The sequence below is a fragment of the Bacillus sp. B1-WWTP-T-0.5-Post-4 genome (assembly GCF_009183795.1).
In the GTDB taxonomy this organism is placed as follows: domain Bacteria; phylum Bacillota; class Bacilli; order Bacillales; family Bacillaceae_G; genus Bacillus_A; species Bacillus_A cereus.
The window spans coordinates 86,423-103,249 of record NZ_WEIJ01000002.1; the positions used below are offsets into that span (position 1 = coordinate 86,423).

A 16,827-nucleotide genomic window follows, 5' to 3' on the forward strand; every position below is an offset into this window, starting at 1 on the left:
CTATCGAATTCCTCTCCCTATTAATCTTATATATAAATCGCCCAATATAATTATACATCTATTTATTTTTATTTCACCATATAAATAGATTTTATTTGTATTATAATGGGAGTTTTATCAAAATTGTTGTTCCTATTCCTTCTTTGCTTGTAACACTAAGCACACCGCCATGAAGCTCTACCATTTTTTTAACGATAGCTAAACCAATACCTGCACCTGCAGCATGATTATTAATTTGGTAAAATGATTGCTCAATATATGGTAAATGTTCTTTAGCAATTCCAATCCCTTCGTCTCTTACCTTAATCACTGCTTGTCCTTCTATTTTAGTCGCTTCAATGTGTATTGTACTTTTTTTATGTGAATACTTAATTGCATTTTGAACAATATTCAAGAAAACTTGCTTTAACCTATTTCGATCTCCCATCAATTCAATTCGGTCTATAGTAGTAATAAATTGAATTTCCTTCTCTTCCGATTTAGGAGTTAATTGCCAAATCGTCTCCTCTAGTATATCGTACAACTGCACCTTTTGTTTATATAAATTAAAATGATTTGATTGTAATCTTGAAAAATCTAGCAATTCTTCTACTAAATGAATCAATCTATCTGTCTCACCTGAAATAATGCCCATACCTTGCTTTATTTCTTCTTCTGTTAAATGATCTACTGTTTTTAACGTCTCACTCCAACCTTTAATTCCTGTTAAAGGCGTTCGTATTTCGTGCGAAATAGAAGCAATGAATTCATTTTTCATCTGCTCAGCCTTATCTATTTTATAGGCCATATAATTTAAACTATGTGCCAATTCACCTAATTCTCCAGGATAATCTTCTTTAATTTTTTGCTTTAATGTGCCTTCTGCAATTTGTGAAGAGGCTTGAATAATGGATTCAATTGGCTCAACAAATGAATTTGCCAAACGTCTACTAATTAAGAAGGCGACTCCCGAAATAACAATACCTACAGAAATAGTAAACGTAATAATTTCAATAATCTTTTTATTTACATTTGTTAAAACAGTCGTATATTTTAAAACACCAATAGTTTGTCCTTGATGTATAAGTGGGCTTAGCACCTCTAGTTGTTTTTTATTACCTTTCGTAGTAACTTGATTATACATTTCACCTTCTAATAATGATTGTGGAATATTCACTTTACCTTCTACCTTTTCACCACTTGAAGATTGTATAACCGAGCCGTGACGATCAATTAACTGTAATTCTGTTCCTTCTAATTGAAAGCTACTAATTATGTCACCACTATATTCTTGTAATCGAATAAAGTATAGTGAATTGTATTCTGAAAAAAAACGTGTACTCGTTTTCGCATGAGACTCTATATATTGCACAATACCATTATAATAGTATCGATAAATTGAGACTGAAAATACAACTTCAAATAATACAAGCATAAGTGTAATGACCGTCATAAAATATAAAGTCACTTTCCGTTTCATCTCATACTTTCCTTCCACACATATCCTTTTCCCCACACCGTAAGAATAAATTCAGGTTCTGATGGATTACATTCTATCTTTTGACGTAACCGTCTCATATTTACATCTACTACTTTCGTCTCACCTACGTAATTGGTTCCCCAAATCATATTTAAAATTTCATCACGCGAAACTGGCTTTGAAGCCTGATTCATTAAATACTGTAATATCATATACTCTGTAGGTGTTAAATCGACTAATTGTCCATCTTTATACAATCTTTCTTCTATAATATTTAACGAAAATGGACCTGACGTAACAATATTCGTTTTTTCTTCATGTACTTCTATTCTTCTTAATAAAGACTGTATACGTGCAGTTAATACTACTGGACTAAACGGTTTTGCAATATAATCATCTGCACCTATTCCTAGTCCTTGCACCTTATCTTCATCTTGTACACGTGCGGTTAACATAATAATACCCATTTTTTTATTTTCTTTCCTGATAGCCTTACAAACTTCTAAACCATCAATCCCCGGTAACATTACATCCAGCAGTGCTATATCAACAGTTTGCTCACTCAAAATCTGTAATGCTTCTTCTCCAGTAGTAGCTTCTATTACATAAAATCCAGCACGTTTTAAATTTAAAACAATAAAGCTACGGATCGTTAATTCATCTTCTAAAACTAAAATTTTTGACATAATTCCCACCTCCTACTCTTGTTGATAATCCGCTAGTGGTTTTATATATGCTTTCACTTTTTCAAATTCCGATTGCTTCGGTACTGCATATACGTGAGAAGCCGTTTTAATTGCTGCGCTGTAGCCTTTTATATTGAACCATTCTTTCCGCTTAAAAATATGAACTTCAAGCCATATTTTATTTGTTCTTGTATCCAAAAACTTTTGAGAATTTGATTCTTTTTGCTGATCTGGTATTGTAATTTTCCCTATTAACTCTTTAGGAATTTTCACATAATACCCTTTTTCTATATCTATATATCGTTCTTCAATTGGTTTAATTCCAGATTCACTCCACTGTATGTAACGTTCAAAAAGCGGACTATCACCATGTGATTTATCCTCCCAACCTTTTGGACGTACAGTACGAACAAATTCAATAATGTCGTCTTCATTAACATCTTTACTTTCTACAACATATTCATTAAATAAATCTTCTTTCCCACCTATAGGTAATACTTCATAATGATCCTGATCAAATTTTGCTACATAAGTTATACCTGAATGAGCGCCAACTCCTGCATCAATTACTACCGCCTTTAGTGATTTAGATATACGCCCCATTTGTATTCTTTGAATACTATTTATAAATGGATCGTATGACACTTCAGATAAAGTCTTAAATTGTTCCATGAACTCAACTGTCAGCTTCTCATCTTTTTCAAATGTAACAAGGCTTATATCTTTCAGTCCATTTTCATTTAGATCCTCTATGAATAACTTCGTATAACTTCGATTATATATTTCCTTCATCTCTTCATTTTCTTCCGAAAAAACATACATAACATGTTCTAACGATTCACGATTTACAGAGATTCCGATTAACAACTCTCTCTTCCCGTTCCCTGTAAAATCACCGACTTCAACGATATCTACATCTCCACCATCAAATTTATGTGTGGACTTTATTCTCCAGCCATTTCCGATTTCTTCATATACGGCTAAATATACGCTATGATCTTCATTCGGCAATTTATAAAATAAGATGGCTTCTTTCTTATTATCTTGTTTAAAATTCATTGACCAAATCATCTGTTTATCTTTGTTAGACATTGGAGTAAGTAAGCGATAATTAACAGGTAAATCTTTATCAATTTGTTCCTTTAATTCATTAATCCATTTTTCATTTGTAGGAGCTTCCATTAGACTTGTTGGAGCTTCAGACATTTTACATCCAGTCAATATAAAGATAATTCCCATCATGCTTAACCATTTCTGCATATGATATCTTTCCTTACCACAAATTTTGAATATGTCCTTTTACTTTTTTACCTATCCATTATACTCATACATATGAGTATAATTTTTCTAAACTAAAAAATCGTTACAGAAAAGTTACAAATACATTCCAAAAAAAAAGATTGGCAAAAGCCAATCTTTTTTTATTATTCGTTTCGGACTGATTTTGGCGTTACACCTAAATGATCATTTAATTTTTTTGAAATATCTTTTACATTTTTTTCATTTGGAATGTAATAATAAATACCACCGATACGTTTATCTGTACCTTCTATTTGCATTTTTTCCATTTCCAAATTAGATCCTGCCATATTTTTTGTAATGGCCAGCATATCGTCAAATGTTAAGTTCGTTTTCATATTTTTATCAACCGCATCCAGTAAAGAGCCCATTTTGCTAATTGATTGAACAGACATCGCTTTTTTAGCAATTGCTTCTATTACAAGTTGCTGTCTCTGTCCACGCATTGCGTCACTATCAATTTTACGCGTTCTTGCAAGTGCAAGAGCTTGTTCTCCATTTAAATGTTGGTAACCTTTTTCTAAATGGATCATACCAGCTTGGTCTTTACTATCTTGTTCAGTGAAAGTAACTGGTACATCAATATCAATACCACCAATTGAATCGACAATTTGTACGAATGATTCAAAGTTAAACTTCACATAATAATCAACAGGTACATTCAAAAATCTTTCCACCGTATCGCGTGTGCTTTCTACGCCACCAAATACGTGAGCATGAGTAATTTTATCTAATTTTTTTCTAGTTGGAATGTAAACACGTGAATCACGTGGAATACTTACTAGCTTAACAGACTTATCATCTTTATTAATTGTTGCTAATAAAAGTGCATCTGTTCGAACTGCTTCGCCATATTGGCTTTTTCTCATTTCACTTCCATCTACACCCATGATTAATATTGAAATATTATCCTTTAAAGGTTCGACTTCTTTATCACGCTTTGATGACTTATCAATTTTTGCATACGCATCATTTACAACAGCTTTTGCTTTATTATATATAAACGAACCATATCCTACTCCTCCAAAAATAAGTAGGAAAAATGGAATTAATATGAACCATTTTATTGACTTTCTTTTAGAACGCTTTTTATTACTTCTCGTATTTTGTTCTAATTCAGAGCTCATACCCATTCGCCTCTCTTTCTCTTTACCAAGTATAATGTAAGTCTATTTATCTTCATATTGAATTTCCTTTCACTAACCTTACAATTTTGTAAGGTTACTACTTAAACCCAATACGTATTCCATTTCACATTATACTCTCGTACTTATTTTTGGCAAGTCACTATTTACCAATTTCAAAAATTTAGCACTTCGCAACATGCGGATTTACAAATTTATTAACTCTTTCATTTTAAATTAGAATGTCTTTTTCCTAACAAACGATATGAATAAAGAATCCAGCTAATTATAAAATCTCTATGAATACAGTATATTTAACTTTATTATTTCTCAAACGGCGTATACACACTTTTTTTCCCCTGATTATCAATGTAAGCCGACTTTGCTTTTATTTTCGTTTTTTCTATTTCCATGTCTTCATTTGAGAAGTTCACAATGATTTTAATATCTTTTCCATAAGAAATAGATTGTACTAGCTTATCTTCTGATAAATACGCAAAATTCGTCATCTCTTCTTTTACTGCTTTTTCATGAACTTCATTCCAAACTTTTAGATGCTCTGTAATTTCTTTTTTATGCTTATCCCACTCTACTTCATCTAAATGGTACAACGGAGGAACATTATACAATAATTCAGACAGCATTCGATTTCCAACTTCATCTTTTACCTTTAAACTTCCCCATTCCCAATGATGCGTTGTAATAACGGAATCATTGTATACTAATTTATATAATGGTACCGAATATACTGGGTTTAAATATACTTGTTTATATTCTTCTTTCAATGGTACTTGTTTTGCATATTTTTCAGGCACATTTTGATTTGGTGACCAATATCCACCGACATAATACGGACTTGTTTTATTTTTCCGCATATCTTCATCGTCCCATTTAATAACAGGTGTTTCAATCCCGTGTGCAAATGCAATCGTACTACTAGCAAAATCATTTCCGCCTTCAGAACCAACGACCATATCCTTTTCTTGCGCAATGTAGTCCATTCGTTTTAAACGTGCTTTTAAATCTTGCTCTTGCGTCGTTATATGTTTCGCTGAATAGTCATCGTAAATTTCACCTGTCGCATCACAATCAATAAACCATGAATTATATTTAGGACCATTTTGTAATATATCATTCATGCGTTCCTTTACACTAGGCAGCGATAAAGTCGGGTTTAATTTGCGACCTCTACCTAAAAAGCCTTGCACCTTTTCTCCGTTTTTCTTCGTTACAGTAGCCTCTTCGTATAATGATGGGTCATTAAAGGATGCTGTGTTCCAATTTTTATCACTTTTTTCGTGAATGGAATGATACGAATCATACGGACCAACTAAATACCCCATTTCCTTAGCTTTTGTCACGAAATTAGGTTGCATAAATCCTTGTTCCCAGTTCGGCAGACCAATCCATGCTTTTTCTATTCCTGCCTCTTTCATTTCCTTTAGTATGTCCGTTCCATCTGCATTACCCCATTTACTTACCTCTTCAACCGCATCACCAAGTAGCGACTTTAATAAATGCTTATTTAAGCTATACAATTCTGTATTCGTTAAGTGACCTACACCTTTCTTTAATAGCACACTAGCTTCCTGATTAACGTTTTGAAAAATATCCTCTTTATAAAATTCCTTCATAGATAACACTTCGTTTATATAACGTAAAATAACATTTTTTTGATACTTATCAATAAAATCTTGTTTACTTACTTGATCTAATACATTCAGTTCCCCAGGCTCTGAACTATTCTTTTGAATAAGTTCTTTTATATGACTAAACAGCGGGCTATTTATTTGCTCTCTTAGTTTTGACCAATTTATATTACTTTCTGATAAACCATTTTGATTCCAAAAATAAAAATGCGCCGCTCCATATAACTTTTCGATTTCTTTATTTTTTCTAGCCTTTTCTTGTAATGTTTTAAATTCACCTTTTTGAACAATATCATCCTTATACAGTTTAGTAATGCTTACCGCATCATTATTTGTCACATATAATTGAAATCCATATGTTTTATTTTTATTTATGCTCGGAAATTCATGTGTAAAATCAAATCCTATTTTCGGATCCGAATGAAATTTCAATTCATTATTAAACATATTCTTTGCAATATATACAATTGAATATTTCGAACCATTTAATGCGAAAAACTTCATAGAAAATGATTCAGCAAATGAATATGCATCATCCTTTAAAAACTTCTTCCAATTCTCATCATTGCTCGGAATTTGCTTACCCTCCCATAACGGAAGTGTATAATTTTCAGCTTCTACTTTCGGCCATGTAAAGCTTTCTGCACCAGTCGATTCCACTTCAATGTTTAAGTGGTCTTTTTTCTTTTCTAATTTTATTTTTACTTTTTGATCTGGATATTCCCACGATGTACGATCCTTTTCTTTTTTTACATTCGATACCTTCATTTTCGGTAGGGGTTGTGATGCCTGTTCCTTTACCCCCTCATGTTCTACAGTTAATGTGAATGTTTCTGGATTTACATCATAAGTAAAATCTTTATACGTCGCTTTCTTTATTTTAGACTCTTGTACAGCATTACTACCTTTTACGTCACAACCGACTAAAGTCGAAAACGACATAGTTGTAAGAAGACATATCGCTATCATTTTTTTCATCCTCTGCACCTCCACCAATGAATATACAGGTGCTTTGTTACAGGAATGTGGCAAAAAATAATAGAGCTAGCATTTTGCTAGCTCTATTTGGAGTATTAAAAGTTGATATGAACAACTATAACTTGCTTAGAAGATATGTAATACAGTAACTGCGTTTTTTTCTCAATAATTATGAAACTAAGCAAATCAAAATTTTAACAAGCATTCTTCAACTGAAAAAATAAGTGTATACAATGTATCCTAAAAATAGTACTAAAATGATTATTCCTGTGCCTTTCCAATTCATACCGCCTGCTATATCAACTGGACTACCTGTTTCCGCTCTATTGAGTCCGTCACGTAAAGAACCCGTAGGATTACTTTTTAATTCACTTTGTCTCATACGCTCTCTTTTTTCTTCTGGTGACTCTTTATTCATGTAATCACCTCCAAAATGAATGCACTCTTTACTTACATTATTCAAAATCAACATTTGTTTTATATTTTCTTCCGAAAAAACCTAATTTAAAATAGGTTTGCAACGTAAAGAAAGCTAGCCATGCCAGCTTTCTTTACGATCCAATATGCTCTTCCTTATTTACAATAATACCTTTATGGTCGATTTCAAGCTCACATACTTTCATATCTGTAAATACTCTCGCTAACTGCCCAGCGATTTCTTGACGTTTCTCATATGGTGCTAATATAAAAATAGATGGTCCCGCACCGCTAAGTGCTGTGCCGTACGCACCAAATTCTTTTGCGCATTTACGAATAGATGGTAATAACGGTACGAGTTCTAAACGATATGGCTCGTGAAAATGGTCTCTCTCCATCATTTCACCTACAACTTCCCACCGCTTTTGACATAATGCAGCTACTAATACGTTACTTATCGCACTCGCTTTAACTGCCTCATGAAACGGAAACATCTTTGGTAATACAGATCGACTTTCATCTGTATTTAATTCTTCATTCGGAATGAGAGAAACTACACCTAATTCCTTGCTCTCAATTCTTACGACGGAAACATCCTTTCCATCAAGTGCTCCAATTACAGTTCCACCTAATATAGAAGCAGCAACATTATCAGGATGTCCTTCAAAATTTGTAGCAATTTGAACTTTTTGATCAGCAGTTAAGTTCAAATTGCCTAGTTGATTCGCAAGCTCTATCCCAGCTACAATCGCTGATGCACTACTTCCTAGCCCTCTCGTTAATGGGATATTACTAGTAACTTCTATTATATGGGGTGATATAGAAGGACATACTTTACATGCCGTGCTAACGATTAAATTTTTATCGTCTGCTGGAATTGATTCTTCAAAGGAATGGATTACTTGCCATTTATCAGCTTTTTCTTTAACCACCACATCTAAATACAATGACAAAGCTATTCCAACTGAATCAAATCCAGGACCAACATTCGCCGTACTAGCAGGGACACGAACGCTAAATGGTATCACGACATAATCACCCCTTTAATATGATCTTTAATTTGTTCTATATCATTTGACACATTTGCGATGTCTAGTTGATTTGAAGAAATAGCGATATCAGGATCCTTCAAACCATTTCCAGTTAATACTGCAACAACTGTTTCTCCCTTTTTGATTTTTCCAGATTCAACATGTTTAATTACGCCGGCTAATGAAGCATTTGATCCTGGTTCAGCGAAAACTCCTTCAGTTTTTGCTAATAACCTATACGCATGTAAAATTTCTTCATCTGATACCATATCTATTTCACCACGAGACTGCTCGGCAGCCTCTACTGCATACGACCAACTTGCTGGGTTACCGATGCGAATCGCTGTTGCAATTGTTTCAGGTTCTTCAATTACATGCCCTTTTACAATTGCAGCTGCTCCTTCCGCTTCAAAACCATGGATTCTTGGCTTCTTATAACCTTTTTCTTTCTCATATTCACAGAAACCTTTCCAATATGCTGTAATATTTCCTGCGTTCCCAACAGGGATAGCTAGAACATCTGGTGCATTTTGCAATTGGTCACAAATTTCAAATGCTGCCGTTTTTTGCCCTTCAATTCGATAAGGATTCACTGAATTTACTAACGTAATCGGCTCTTCTGCAGCAATATTTCTTACAGCCTTAAGTGCATCATCGAAATTCCCTTCTATTGAAATAATTTCAGCTCCATAAGCGACCGCTTGCGCTAATTTTCCATGTGCAATCTTTCCTTCTGGTATTACGATAATACATTTCATCCCAAGACGTGCCGCATATGCTGCAGCTGATGCTGATGTATTACCTGTTGATGCACAAATGATTGCTTCTGAACCTTCTTCTTTCGCCTTAGCAACTGCCATGACCATACCACGATCTTTAAAAGAACCTGTCGGATTCGCTCCTTCGTACTTACCGTATAGCTGAATCCCTAATTGTTTTGATATATTTAATAATGGAATAAGTGGCGTGTTTCCTTCCATTAAGCTGACATCAGGTGTATTTTCATTCACTGGTAAATAAGACGCATACTGTTTTAATAGTCCTTTATACATATTGTTTTTCCTCCTCAATAATGTAGTAACTGTTTATTTCACTTGCGACAGCTTCTATCGCTTCTAAAACTCGTTCAAATTGATACTTAGAAGTTCGATGTGTCACAACAACGACTTCTGCCAGTTCACGGTTTAAAGGTAATTGAATAACCTCTTTTAAACTTACAGAATAATTAACGAAACATTCTGTTATTTTTTGTAACATCCCAGGCTCATCTCGTAATGAAATACGTAAGAAATATTTCGAAACTACTTCTTCATCACCTTGTAATTCATAAGGAACTGGTTCTTTTAACGCACTTTTATTTTTCGGAACTTGATTCATATTTTTAACGATTGAAATAATATCACTTACTACAGCAGAACCAGTCGGTAACTTCCCAGCTCCGGGTCCATAAAACATTACTTCTCCTACCGCTTGGCCATGGACATACACCGCATTAAATTCATTATTCACATTTGATAATGGATGCTGGCTCGGTAAAAGCGTCGGTTCTACACTTAAATGAATGGCTGGTCCTTGTTTTTCAGCCTTACCAATTAACTTCATAGTAAATCCTAACTTTTCAGCCATTTGTAAATCTTCTTTTTCGACCTTTCGAATCCCTCTTACTTGCACATCATCTAATGAAACATTCATCGAAAAACCTAAGTTTGCAAGAATTGCTACTTTTCTTGCCGCATCTAGTCCATCTACATCTGCTGTCGGATCCGATTCTGCAAAGCCTAATTTTTGTGCTTCCTGTAAAGCCTCTTCATAAGACCATCCATTTTGACTCATTTTTGTTAACATATAATTTGTTGTACCATTTACAATTCCCATTATTTTTTCAATTTGATCTGATGCTAGCCCATCAGTTAGTCCTCTTAACACTGGAATACCGCCCGCTACACTCGCTTCGTAACATAAATCACAATCATTATCGTTCGCCAGTTGAAGAAGCTCTGCACCATATACAGCCATTAAATCTTTATTTGCTGTTACGACATGCTTTTTATTTCGTAAAGCCTTAACAATATGCTGCTTTGCTTCTTCAATTCCACCCATTACCTCTACTACAATATCAATATTTGAATCATTTAGAACTTCATCTGCATGACTTGTTACTGCAATTCCATCAATACAAACATCGCGTTCTTTTTCCAAATCACGTACAACGACTGTTTTCACTTTCACTTCGTATCCTGTATCAAGTGCGATTTTTTTATAATGTTCTTTCAAAATATGAACAACACCACTTCCGACCGTACCTAAACCTAATACCCCAACATTTATAACGTTATTCATCTTCTAATCTCCTCCTAAAAGTTTAATTGTTACATCTATAAATCACCTTACTCTGCTTTTTTGTCATGCAGGTGGTGGTTTCCGTACTTATAAATCGTTTCATATTACCGCACCTCCTTTCAAAGTAATAAAAAAACACACTCTTCCCTAGGAAAGGGACGAATGTGTTTTCGTGGTTCCACCCTTGTTCCAATCTAGACGTACCTCCTCCTAGATTGCTCAAGTTCAGATAACGGCTGATACCGTCAATAATTACTAGATTACTCGTTCACTATTGAAGTTCAAAGGTGGTAAAATCATTTCTCGTGTTAGGAAGCTCACACCCTTGGCTTCCCTCTCTGTAAACCGTAAAAATGATTTCGTGTCCTTATCGCTACTTTTTTCGTTCATGTTTATTTGTTAACTCATTATACTCGCATAAAAAACAAAATCAATAATATTTTTAATTATTTTAAATTTTCAATCTATAATACTATAAAAAAAACACATTCTTCCCTAGGAAAGGGACGAATGTGTTTTCGTGGTTCCACCCTTGTTCCAATCTAGACGTACCTCCTCCTAGATTGCTCAAGTTCAGATAACGGCTGATACCGCCAATAATTACTAGATTACTCGTTCACTATTGAAGTTCAAAGGTGGTAAAACCATTTCTCGTGTTAGGAAGCTCACACCCTTGACTTCCCTCTCTGTAAACCGTAAAAATGATTTCGTGTCCTTATCATTACTTTTTCGTTCATGTCTATTTGTTAACTTATTATAGTTATCAACTTTTTAAAAAGCAAGCCTATTTTTACTAACTATTTTCAAAATAATTTTTTATTATATTTCACAATAACATTATGCAACTGCCACTCAATTTACCTATTTTGTCATTTCTCCAGTTTATAAATCAACGGTTCATATATAAAGTGAAACTTTAATCAGTGGGGATTTTGTTTATCCCCACCTAACTTCTTTGTTTTCGCTGAATTTTGAGGTAGGAATCTTACTGCCCGTTAATGCGGGATAAATTCCCCATTCTAAAACCCGTACATACCCACCTTACAAAACTATATCAATAAAATTTTCAATACAATCTTTTTGTATAACTTTCTTCTAAAGAACGTGCAACATCTTCTTCTGAAGTATTCACTTTCGCATGCTCCAGCAACATTTTTGCTGCTGAAGGTAACTCTTTTTTATTTAACCAAGATTCTGATTCCCACATCTTAGAACGAATAAACGCTTTTGCACAATGAATGTAACACTCTTCTATTTCAACAACAATTCCAAGTAACGGATTGCGTCCATTCGCCTGCATTTCTTTCAAAATTTCTTCGTCGTTTGTAATATATGCTCGGCCATTTATTCTGAGTGTCTCCCCAAGACCTGGAATAAAAAAGATTAGTCCTACACGTGGATTTGAAATAATATTCAAAATGGAGTCTATACGACGATTTCCTGGTCTTTCTGGAATGATAATTTTATTATTATTGAGTACGTATACAAATCCAGGTGCGTCTCCTCTCGGCGAGGCGTCACACCCCCCCAACTTATTTGCAGTAGATAATACTAGAAAAGGAGATTTAGAAAGGAAATCTACACAATGGTGGTCTAATGATGAAATAACTTTTTTCAATGCTCGCTCACTTGGTTGCCCCAATATTTTTCGTAACTCTTCCTCTGTTGAAATAATCGATTTTATTTCCATACGCTCTATCTCCACTTATAATCGCCCCTTTTTCTTTATTTTCCCAAAATTCAATACGAATATTGTATAATAAAATTTGCAGAAAGGGGAATTAAAATGACAGAGTGGTTAACAATATTTGATTCTGAAAGAAATACACTTGGGAAGAAATTACGCGATGAAGTGCATCGTGACGGTGATTGGCACGAAACATTTCACTGTTGGTTTGTAGAAAAAGATGCTAAAGATATATTCTTATATTTCCAGTTACGCTCTAAAAATAAAAAAGAAGCTCCATGTATATGGGATATTACTTCAGCTGGACATATTATGCATGATGAAGATGTACAAATTGGTGGTCTTCGTGAAATTGAAGAGGAATTAGGGCTTTCTTTCCAAACTACTGATTTAGTATACAAAGGAATCTTTAAAATAGATTATGAAATTTCAAATCTTACTGATCGTGAATTTTGTCATATGTATTTTCACAATGTCATCAATCCACTTCCATTCGCACCAGGTGAAGAAGTAGACGATGTGATGAAAATACATGCAACTTCTTTTCTACAACTATTAAATGGAGAGATTTCATCTTTAAAAACGATTTCAGTCTTAAACAATAAACCGATTACGATAACATTTGAAGATATTTATCCGTATGATCTTGCATACTATGAATTTGTTGTTGCACAAGGAAAAGAACTACTAAAAAATAATAGTTTGTAAATATAATAGGACTCCTATCTATCATTGACTGAGAGTCCTATTTTCCTTATCATCATTGTTCAATTGTCTTTAATCTGTTCTCTACTCGTATAAATAAGCGAATGATTAACAATACCATAACCACCATAATCGCTATTATTGTATGTGGATATCTAAACAGTATACTAATAACACTTCCAATTAACATCATGATGAATCCGTTTTGCTTCATCACTTCTGCACTATACCTGTTACCCGCATCCCATAATTCCTTATTTTTCATAGATCGTTTCGTACGATAACCATATGCCTCATTAATATCGGTCGGTGGATTTTTTTGAAGAATAATTGCCGCAAGTACAAAAATAATACCAATCAATATGCTTATTCCTATGTTTACGAGTGCATAAATCAATTATATCCCCCCTAACTTACACTTTCATTATACGACATAACCCTTATTTTCCCAATTTATAACACATTCACTTTCTTTCTTTTGATGTCTGGAACATACTTGGAAGTGTTACAAAACGTGCCCCTTTCGTTTTTAACTGCGGAATGATTTTGTCTAGTGCATCTACAGAACCTTGTAAATGCCCACCTGGAGTAGAATGCTGCAGTATGACACTACCTGGAAATGAATTCCCTAACACATTATTTGTAATCGTATCAGCACTCACACCTTTCCAATCAACCGTATCAACACTCCACTGTACAATCATAAAATTTTGCTCTGTGGCCCATTTTAATTGATTTTCAAGTATTTCACCGTATGGCGGACGTATAAACTTCGGTGCATAACCAGCTAAACGATTTAATATTTCTTCCGTTTTTATAATTTGATTACGGTACTCATCCTCATTTACTTTCGCTAAGTTCGGATGACTATACGTATGATTACCAATTACATGCCCTTCATTTGCAATACGCTTTACTACGTTCGGAAATTTTTCTGCGTTTTCACCAAGTAAGAAAAAAGTAGCTTTTACATTATGTTGTTTTAACTTACCTAAAATTTTTGGCGTGAATTCTAAATCTGGTCCATCATCAAATGTAAGAGCGACTTCCGCTTTATTATACGGTCCTGAAAATGCGTACGCATATTTTTCAACCCATGAAAATGGTGTCCACGATCCACGATCATCTACTTTCATTTTCACTTCATAGTTTTGAGGAATATATACGTATGGCAATGCGCTTATATATTCTCCATCATAAAATGAGTTATATGGCATATAAGCATACGAAACATCTCGTTCTAGTCCCCATTGATATGGAGCAAACATTTCTGGCGAATAAAAATAATACATGATAAAAAACCTCCCTAAATTTTCATATGTGATTCATCTGCACTTTGTTAGAGAAATTGTTATTCATAAACAAAAATAAGACTGTCCTTAATTAGGACAGTCTTACTACTTTATATTATTAATAAATTGATGTACTATCTTTTGGCAAAGCTTTCACATGTTTTAAATAGTTCGTCACTTTATCATCCTCATCTTGCGGATATTGATATTCATACGTGTTAGCGATTTCGTTCGCCACTTCCCTAAATAAATCACTCATGACAAAGAATGACTCCCATATGTTTTCATATTCAGCATTAGAAAATGTCCTTTTAAATTGCTCCCACATATCTTCTTCAATATATTGCTCGAAATGCTTTCCAAACTTCCCTGTATTAACTGTAAAGTCTGTTTTCATACCAATATGCCATTCTAGCATTACAATGAACATATCTCGCACTGGTCCTTCAAGCATTCCTTTTGCATAAGAAAGTTCCTCTCTCCATAACCCTTTTGCCACATTTGTACTACACCACCAAAATTCATTACAGCAATCCAAAAACTCTTTTTCTGTAGGCTTTTTTATTAAGTAATCCTTATCGCTTGCTGGCGGGAATCCTTCCATACAATTATCTTTATCAAGAAGCAGTTTACTTAAACTATCTTGTCCAACGAACTTTTTTATTAACTCAACTGGAACTAGCGTTAAATCAATCCGATTCCCATCCATGAACTGCATTAAATACGAAAACTTCCCATCTTCATCTGGTTGAACTAACGACATTTCTTCTGGCATTTGTACTATCATTATTTCTCCAAATCTATGAACCCAATTATGATTAGACGTAAAAGATTGTATATCATTTACAACATACATAATATCATAGTCTTGAAAACAATCTCTTTTCACATTTGGATTTACACGCGATCCATTCATGATAACTGCTCGAATTCTTTCATCCTCTTTTGCTATATTTATAATTACGTCTAACATTTCTTTTTCAGTTCTCATCTACTTATATCCTCCAATTTTTTAATATATAATATAGTGTTATGTATATTGGAGGTCCACGAGCTAATCTCGTTATACACGATACATGTTATAATTTTTGAAACTTCTTTTTCATCCTTTTTCCTCCTTACATCACTCTTTTACAACTGCCATCCCTTTCAATTTCCCAATGCTTTCTACCATTCACTTTTAATTATACCGAAAATTCTGTCTCGAATACAAAAAATAAAGAAGGGACATCTACCCCTTACAGAATAGATATCCCTTCTTTTAAAGTTAAATTTAATTCCTATGGATTAGTAGACCAAAGCCCAGCAGATTTAATAAATGTACGTTTATTTAATTTCAGCTGCGCTACGATAAATTCTGCAATATCTTCTGCTTGCATTACTTTATCAGGGTTTCCATCAGTTAATCCTAAATCTACAGCCATATCAGTTGCTACTGTACTTGGAGTTAAAGCTGTTACACGAATGTTATGTTTGCGAACTTCCATCGCTAACGATTCTGTTAAGCCAAGGACACCAAATTTAGAAGCACTATATGCACTTGTTACAGGTGCACCTTTTTGTCCTGCTGTAGATGAAATGTTAATGATATCACCAGATTGTTGTTCAATCATGCTCGGTAAAGCTGCACGAGTTGCATAGTATACACCCATTAAGTTTACTTGAATGATTTTTTCCCAATCAGCAACGTCTAGTTCTAAAAACTTACCGAATTTAGAAATACCAGCGTTATTAATTAAAATATCGATAGATCCTAAACCATTTTTTAACGTTTCAATCGCAGTTGTTACTTCTTCGTATGAAGAAACATCAGCAGTTGCAATAACAGCTTTTACACCTTCTGCTTCTACTTCTTTCGCTACAGCTTTTAAGTTTTCTTCTGAACGAGCTAATAAGCCTACATTTACGCCTTCTTTCGCTAATGCGATTGCTACAGCGCGACCAATCCCTCTACCTGCTCCTGTAATTAAAGCATTTTTACCTTGTAATAATTCTGCCAAGTATAACACTCCTTAATCATCTCAGTTATGTATTATATTAAAATTGTATCTATGTTTATGTAAAAAGGCAATGATGCACTTTCATGTGCGTAGGTTACTTGTAGGTAACTGTAGAAAATTACTATGCATTCATTACACGTATTTATCATTATTCATGCAA

15 protein-coding genes and 2 other annotated features are annotated in these 16,827 nt (G+C 33.9%); of the genes, 1 reads left to right on the plus strand and 14 read right to left on the minus strand.

Features of this window, described 5'->3' with window-relative positions; translation table 11 throughout:
• Window positions 1-100: 100 nt before the first annotated feature.
• The 10 genes from GBN91_RS06075 to GBN91_RS06120 all read right to left on the minus strand — a co-directional run bounded on the left by GBN91_RS06075 (window position 101) and on the right by GBN91_RS06120 (window position 12,688).
• Window positions 101-1,459, minus strand: a complete 1,359-nt coding sequence (locus GBN91_RS06075) for a sensor histidine kinase (RefSeq protein ID WP_000824532.1) — start codon at window positions 1,457-1,459, stop codon at window positions 101-103.
• A complete protein-coding gene (locus tag GBN91_RS06080) occupies window positions 1,456-2,145 on the minus strand; it encodes a response regulator transcription factor (protein WP_000036071.1) in 690 nt (229 codons plus the stop codon). Before GBN91_RS06080 ends, GBN91_RS06075 begins: the two co-directional genes overlap by 4 nt.
• Window positions 2,146-2,157: 12 nt before the next feature.
• Window positions 2,158-3,405 (minus strand): hypothetical protein, encoded by a 1,248-nt coding sequence (locus GBN91_RS06085; RefSeq protein WP_152121316.1) that lies wholly within the window; start codon window positions 3,403-3,405, stop codon window positions 2,158-2,160.
• Window positions 3,406-3,569: 164 nt separating this feature from the next.
• Entirely contained in the window at window positions 3,570-4,571 is a 1,002-nt protein-coding gene (locus GBN91_RS06090) for an LCP family protein (protein ID WP_001987131.1), read from the minus strand.
• A 320-nt stretch (window positions 4,572-4,891) separates the two neighbouring features.
• Window positions 4,892-7,195: a glycoside hydrolase gene (locus GBN91_RS06095; protein WP_086388633.1), complete on the minus strand. Its 2,304-nt coding sequence runs from the start codon at window positions 7,193-7,195 to the stop codon at window positions 4,892-4,894.
• Window positions 7,196-7,403: 208 nt separating this feature from the next.
• Window positions 7,404-7,613, minus strand: coding sequence for a DUF6366 family protein (locus GBN91_RS06100; RefSeq protein WP_001031482.1), 210 nt, complete (start codon window positions 7,611-7,613; stop codon window positions 7,404-7,406).
• 133 nt (window positions 7,614-7,746) lie between these two features.
• The gene (thrB, locus tag GBN91_RS06105; RefSeq protein ID WP_000612098.1) at window positions 7,747-8,640 is read right to left on the minus strand and encodes a homoserine kinase; all 894 of its coding nucleotides are present in this window, start codon (window positions 8,638-8,640) and stop codon (window positions 7,747-7,749) included.
• Entirely contained in the window at window positions 8,637-9,695 is a 1,059-nt protein-coding gene (thrC, locus tag GBN91_RS06110; RefSeq protein WP_000276437.1) for a threonine synthase, read from the minus strand. Before thrC ends, thrB begins: the two co-directional genes overlap by 4 nt.
• A complete protein-coding gene (locus GBN91_RS06115; RefSeq protein ID WP_001066901.1) occupies window positions 9,688-10,983 on the minus strand; it encodes a homoserine dehydrogenase in 1,296 nt (431 codons plus the stop codon). The genes thrC and GBN91_RS06115 overlap by 8 nt, the downstream gene beginning before the upstream one ends.
• Window positions 10,984-11,134: 151 nt before the next feature.
• Window positions 11,135-11,366, minus strand: a binding site (T-box leader).
• A 116-nt stretch (window positions 11,367-11,482) separates the two neighbouring features.
• Window positions 11,483-11,714, minus strand: a binding site (T-box leader).
• A gap of 335 nt (window positions 11,715-12,049) precedes the next feature.
• Window positions 12,050-12,688: a pyridoxamine 5'-phosphate oxidase family protein gene (locus GBN91_RS06120; protein WP_152121317.1), complete on the minus strand. Its 639-nt coding sequence runs from the start codon at window positions 12,686-12,688 to the stop codon at window positions 12,050-12,052.
• Between the two features lie 81 nt (window positions 12,689-12,769).
• Between GBN91_RS06120 and GBN91_RS06125 the strand changes: the two genes are divergently transcribed.
• Window positions 12,770-13,378, plus strand: a complete 609-nt coding sequence (locus tag GBN91_RS06125) for an NUDIX hydrolase (protein WP_065223527.1) — start codon at window positions 12,770-12,772, stop codon at window positions 13,376-13,378.
• 52 nt (window positions 13,379-13,430) lie between these two features.
• Here GBN91_RS06125 and GBN91_RS06130 read toward each other — a convergent pair whose 3' ends face one another.
• The 4 genes from GBN91_RS06130 to GBN91_RS06145 form a co-directional block, all read right to left on the minus strand.
• Window positions 13,431-13,772, minus strand: a complete 342-nt coding sequence (locus GBN91_RS06130; protein ID WP_193222113.1) for an SdpI family protein — start codon at window positions 13,770-13,772, stop codon at window positions 13,431-13,433.
• A 67-nt stretch (window positions 13,773-13,839) separates the two neighbouring features.
• Window positions 13,840-14,667 carry a peptidoglycan-N-acetylglucosamine deacetylase gene (locus tag GBN91_RS06135; protein ID WP_152121318.1) on the minus strand — a complete coding sequence of 276 codons (828 nt, stop codon included), beginning with the start codon at window positions 14,665-14,667 and terminating at the stop codon, window positions 13,840-13,842.
• Between the two features lie 118 nt (window positions 14,668-14,785).
• A complete protein-coding gene (locus GBN91_RS06140) occupies window positions 14,786-15,658 on the minus strand; it encodes an aminoglycoside 6-adenylyltransferase (protein ID WP_152121319.1) in 873 nt (290 codons plus the stop codon).
• 289 nt (window positions 15,659-15,947) lie between these two features.
• Window positions 15,948-16,667, minus strand: a complete 720-nt coding sequence (locus tag GBN91_RS06145; protein WP_000818985.1) for a 3-ketoacyl-ACP reductase — start codon at window positions 16,665-16,667, stop codon at window positions 15,948-15,950.
• Window positions 16,668-16,827: the final 160 nt, after the last annotated feature.

Bases quoted from the DNA above. Each gene is read 5' to 3' on its own strand.
- GBN91_RS06080 (WP_000036071.1), bottom strand. From the start codon at position 2,145: ATGTCAAAAATTTTAGTTTTAGAAGATGAATTAACGATCCGTAGCTTT.
- GBN91_RS06075 (WP_000824532.1), bottom strand. From the start codon at position 1,459: ATGAAACGGAAAGTGACTTTATATTTTATGACGGTCATTACACTTATG.
- GBN91_RS06140 (WP_152121319.1), bottom strand. From the start codon at position 15,658: ATGAGAACTGAAAAAGAAATGTTAGACGTAATTATAAATATAGCAAAA.
- GBN91_RS06115 (WP_001066901.1), bottom strand. From the start codon at position 10,983: ATGAATAACGTTATAAATGTTGGGGTATTAGGTTTAGGTACGGTCGGA.
- GBN91_RS06100 (WP_001031482.1), bottom strand. From the start codon at position 7,613: ATGAATAAAGAGTCACCAGAAGAAAAAAGAGAGCGTATGAGACAAAGT.
- thrC (WP_000276437.1), bottom strand. From the start codon at position 9,695: ATGTATAAAGGACTATTAAAACAGTATGCGTCTTATTTACCAGTGAAT.
- GBN91_RS06090 (WP_001987131.1), bottom strand. From the start codon at position 4,571: ATGAGCTCTGAATTAGAACAAAATACGAGAAGTAATAAAAAGCGTTCT.
- GBN91_RS06085 (WP_152121316.1), bottom strand. From the start codon at position 3,405: ATGCAGAAATGGTTAAGCATGATGGGAATTATCTTTATATTGACTGGA.
- GBN91_RS06095 (WP_086388633.1), bottom strand. From the start codon at position 7,195: ATGAAAAAAATGATAGCGATATGTCTTCTTACAACTATGTCGTTTTCG.
- GBN91_RS06135 (WP_152121318.1), bottom strand. From the start codon at position 14,667: ATGTATTATTTTTATTCGCCAGAAATGTTTGCTCCATATCAATGGGGA.
- GBN91_RS06125 (WP_065223527.1), top strand. From the start codon at position 12,770: ATGACAGAGTGGTTAACAATATTTGATTCTGAAAGAAATACACTTGGG.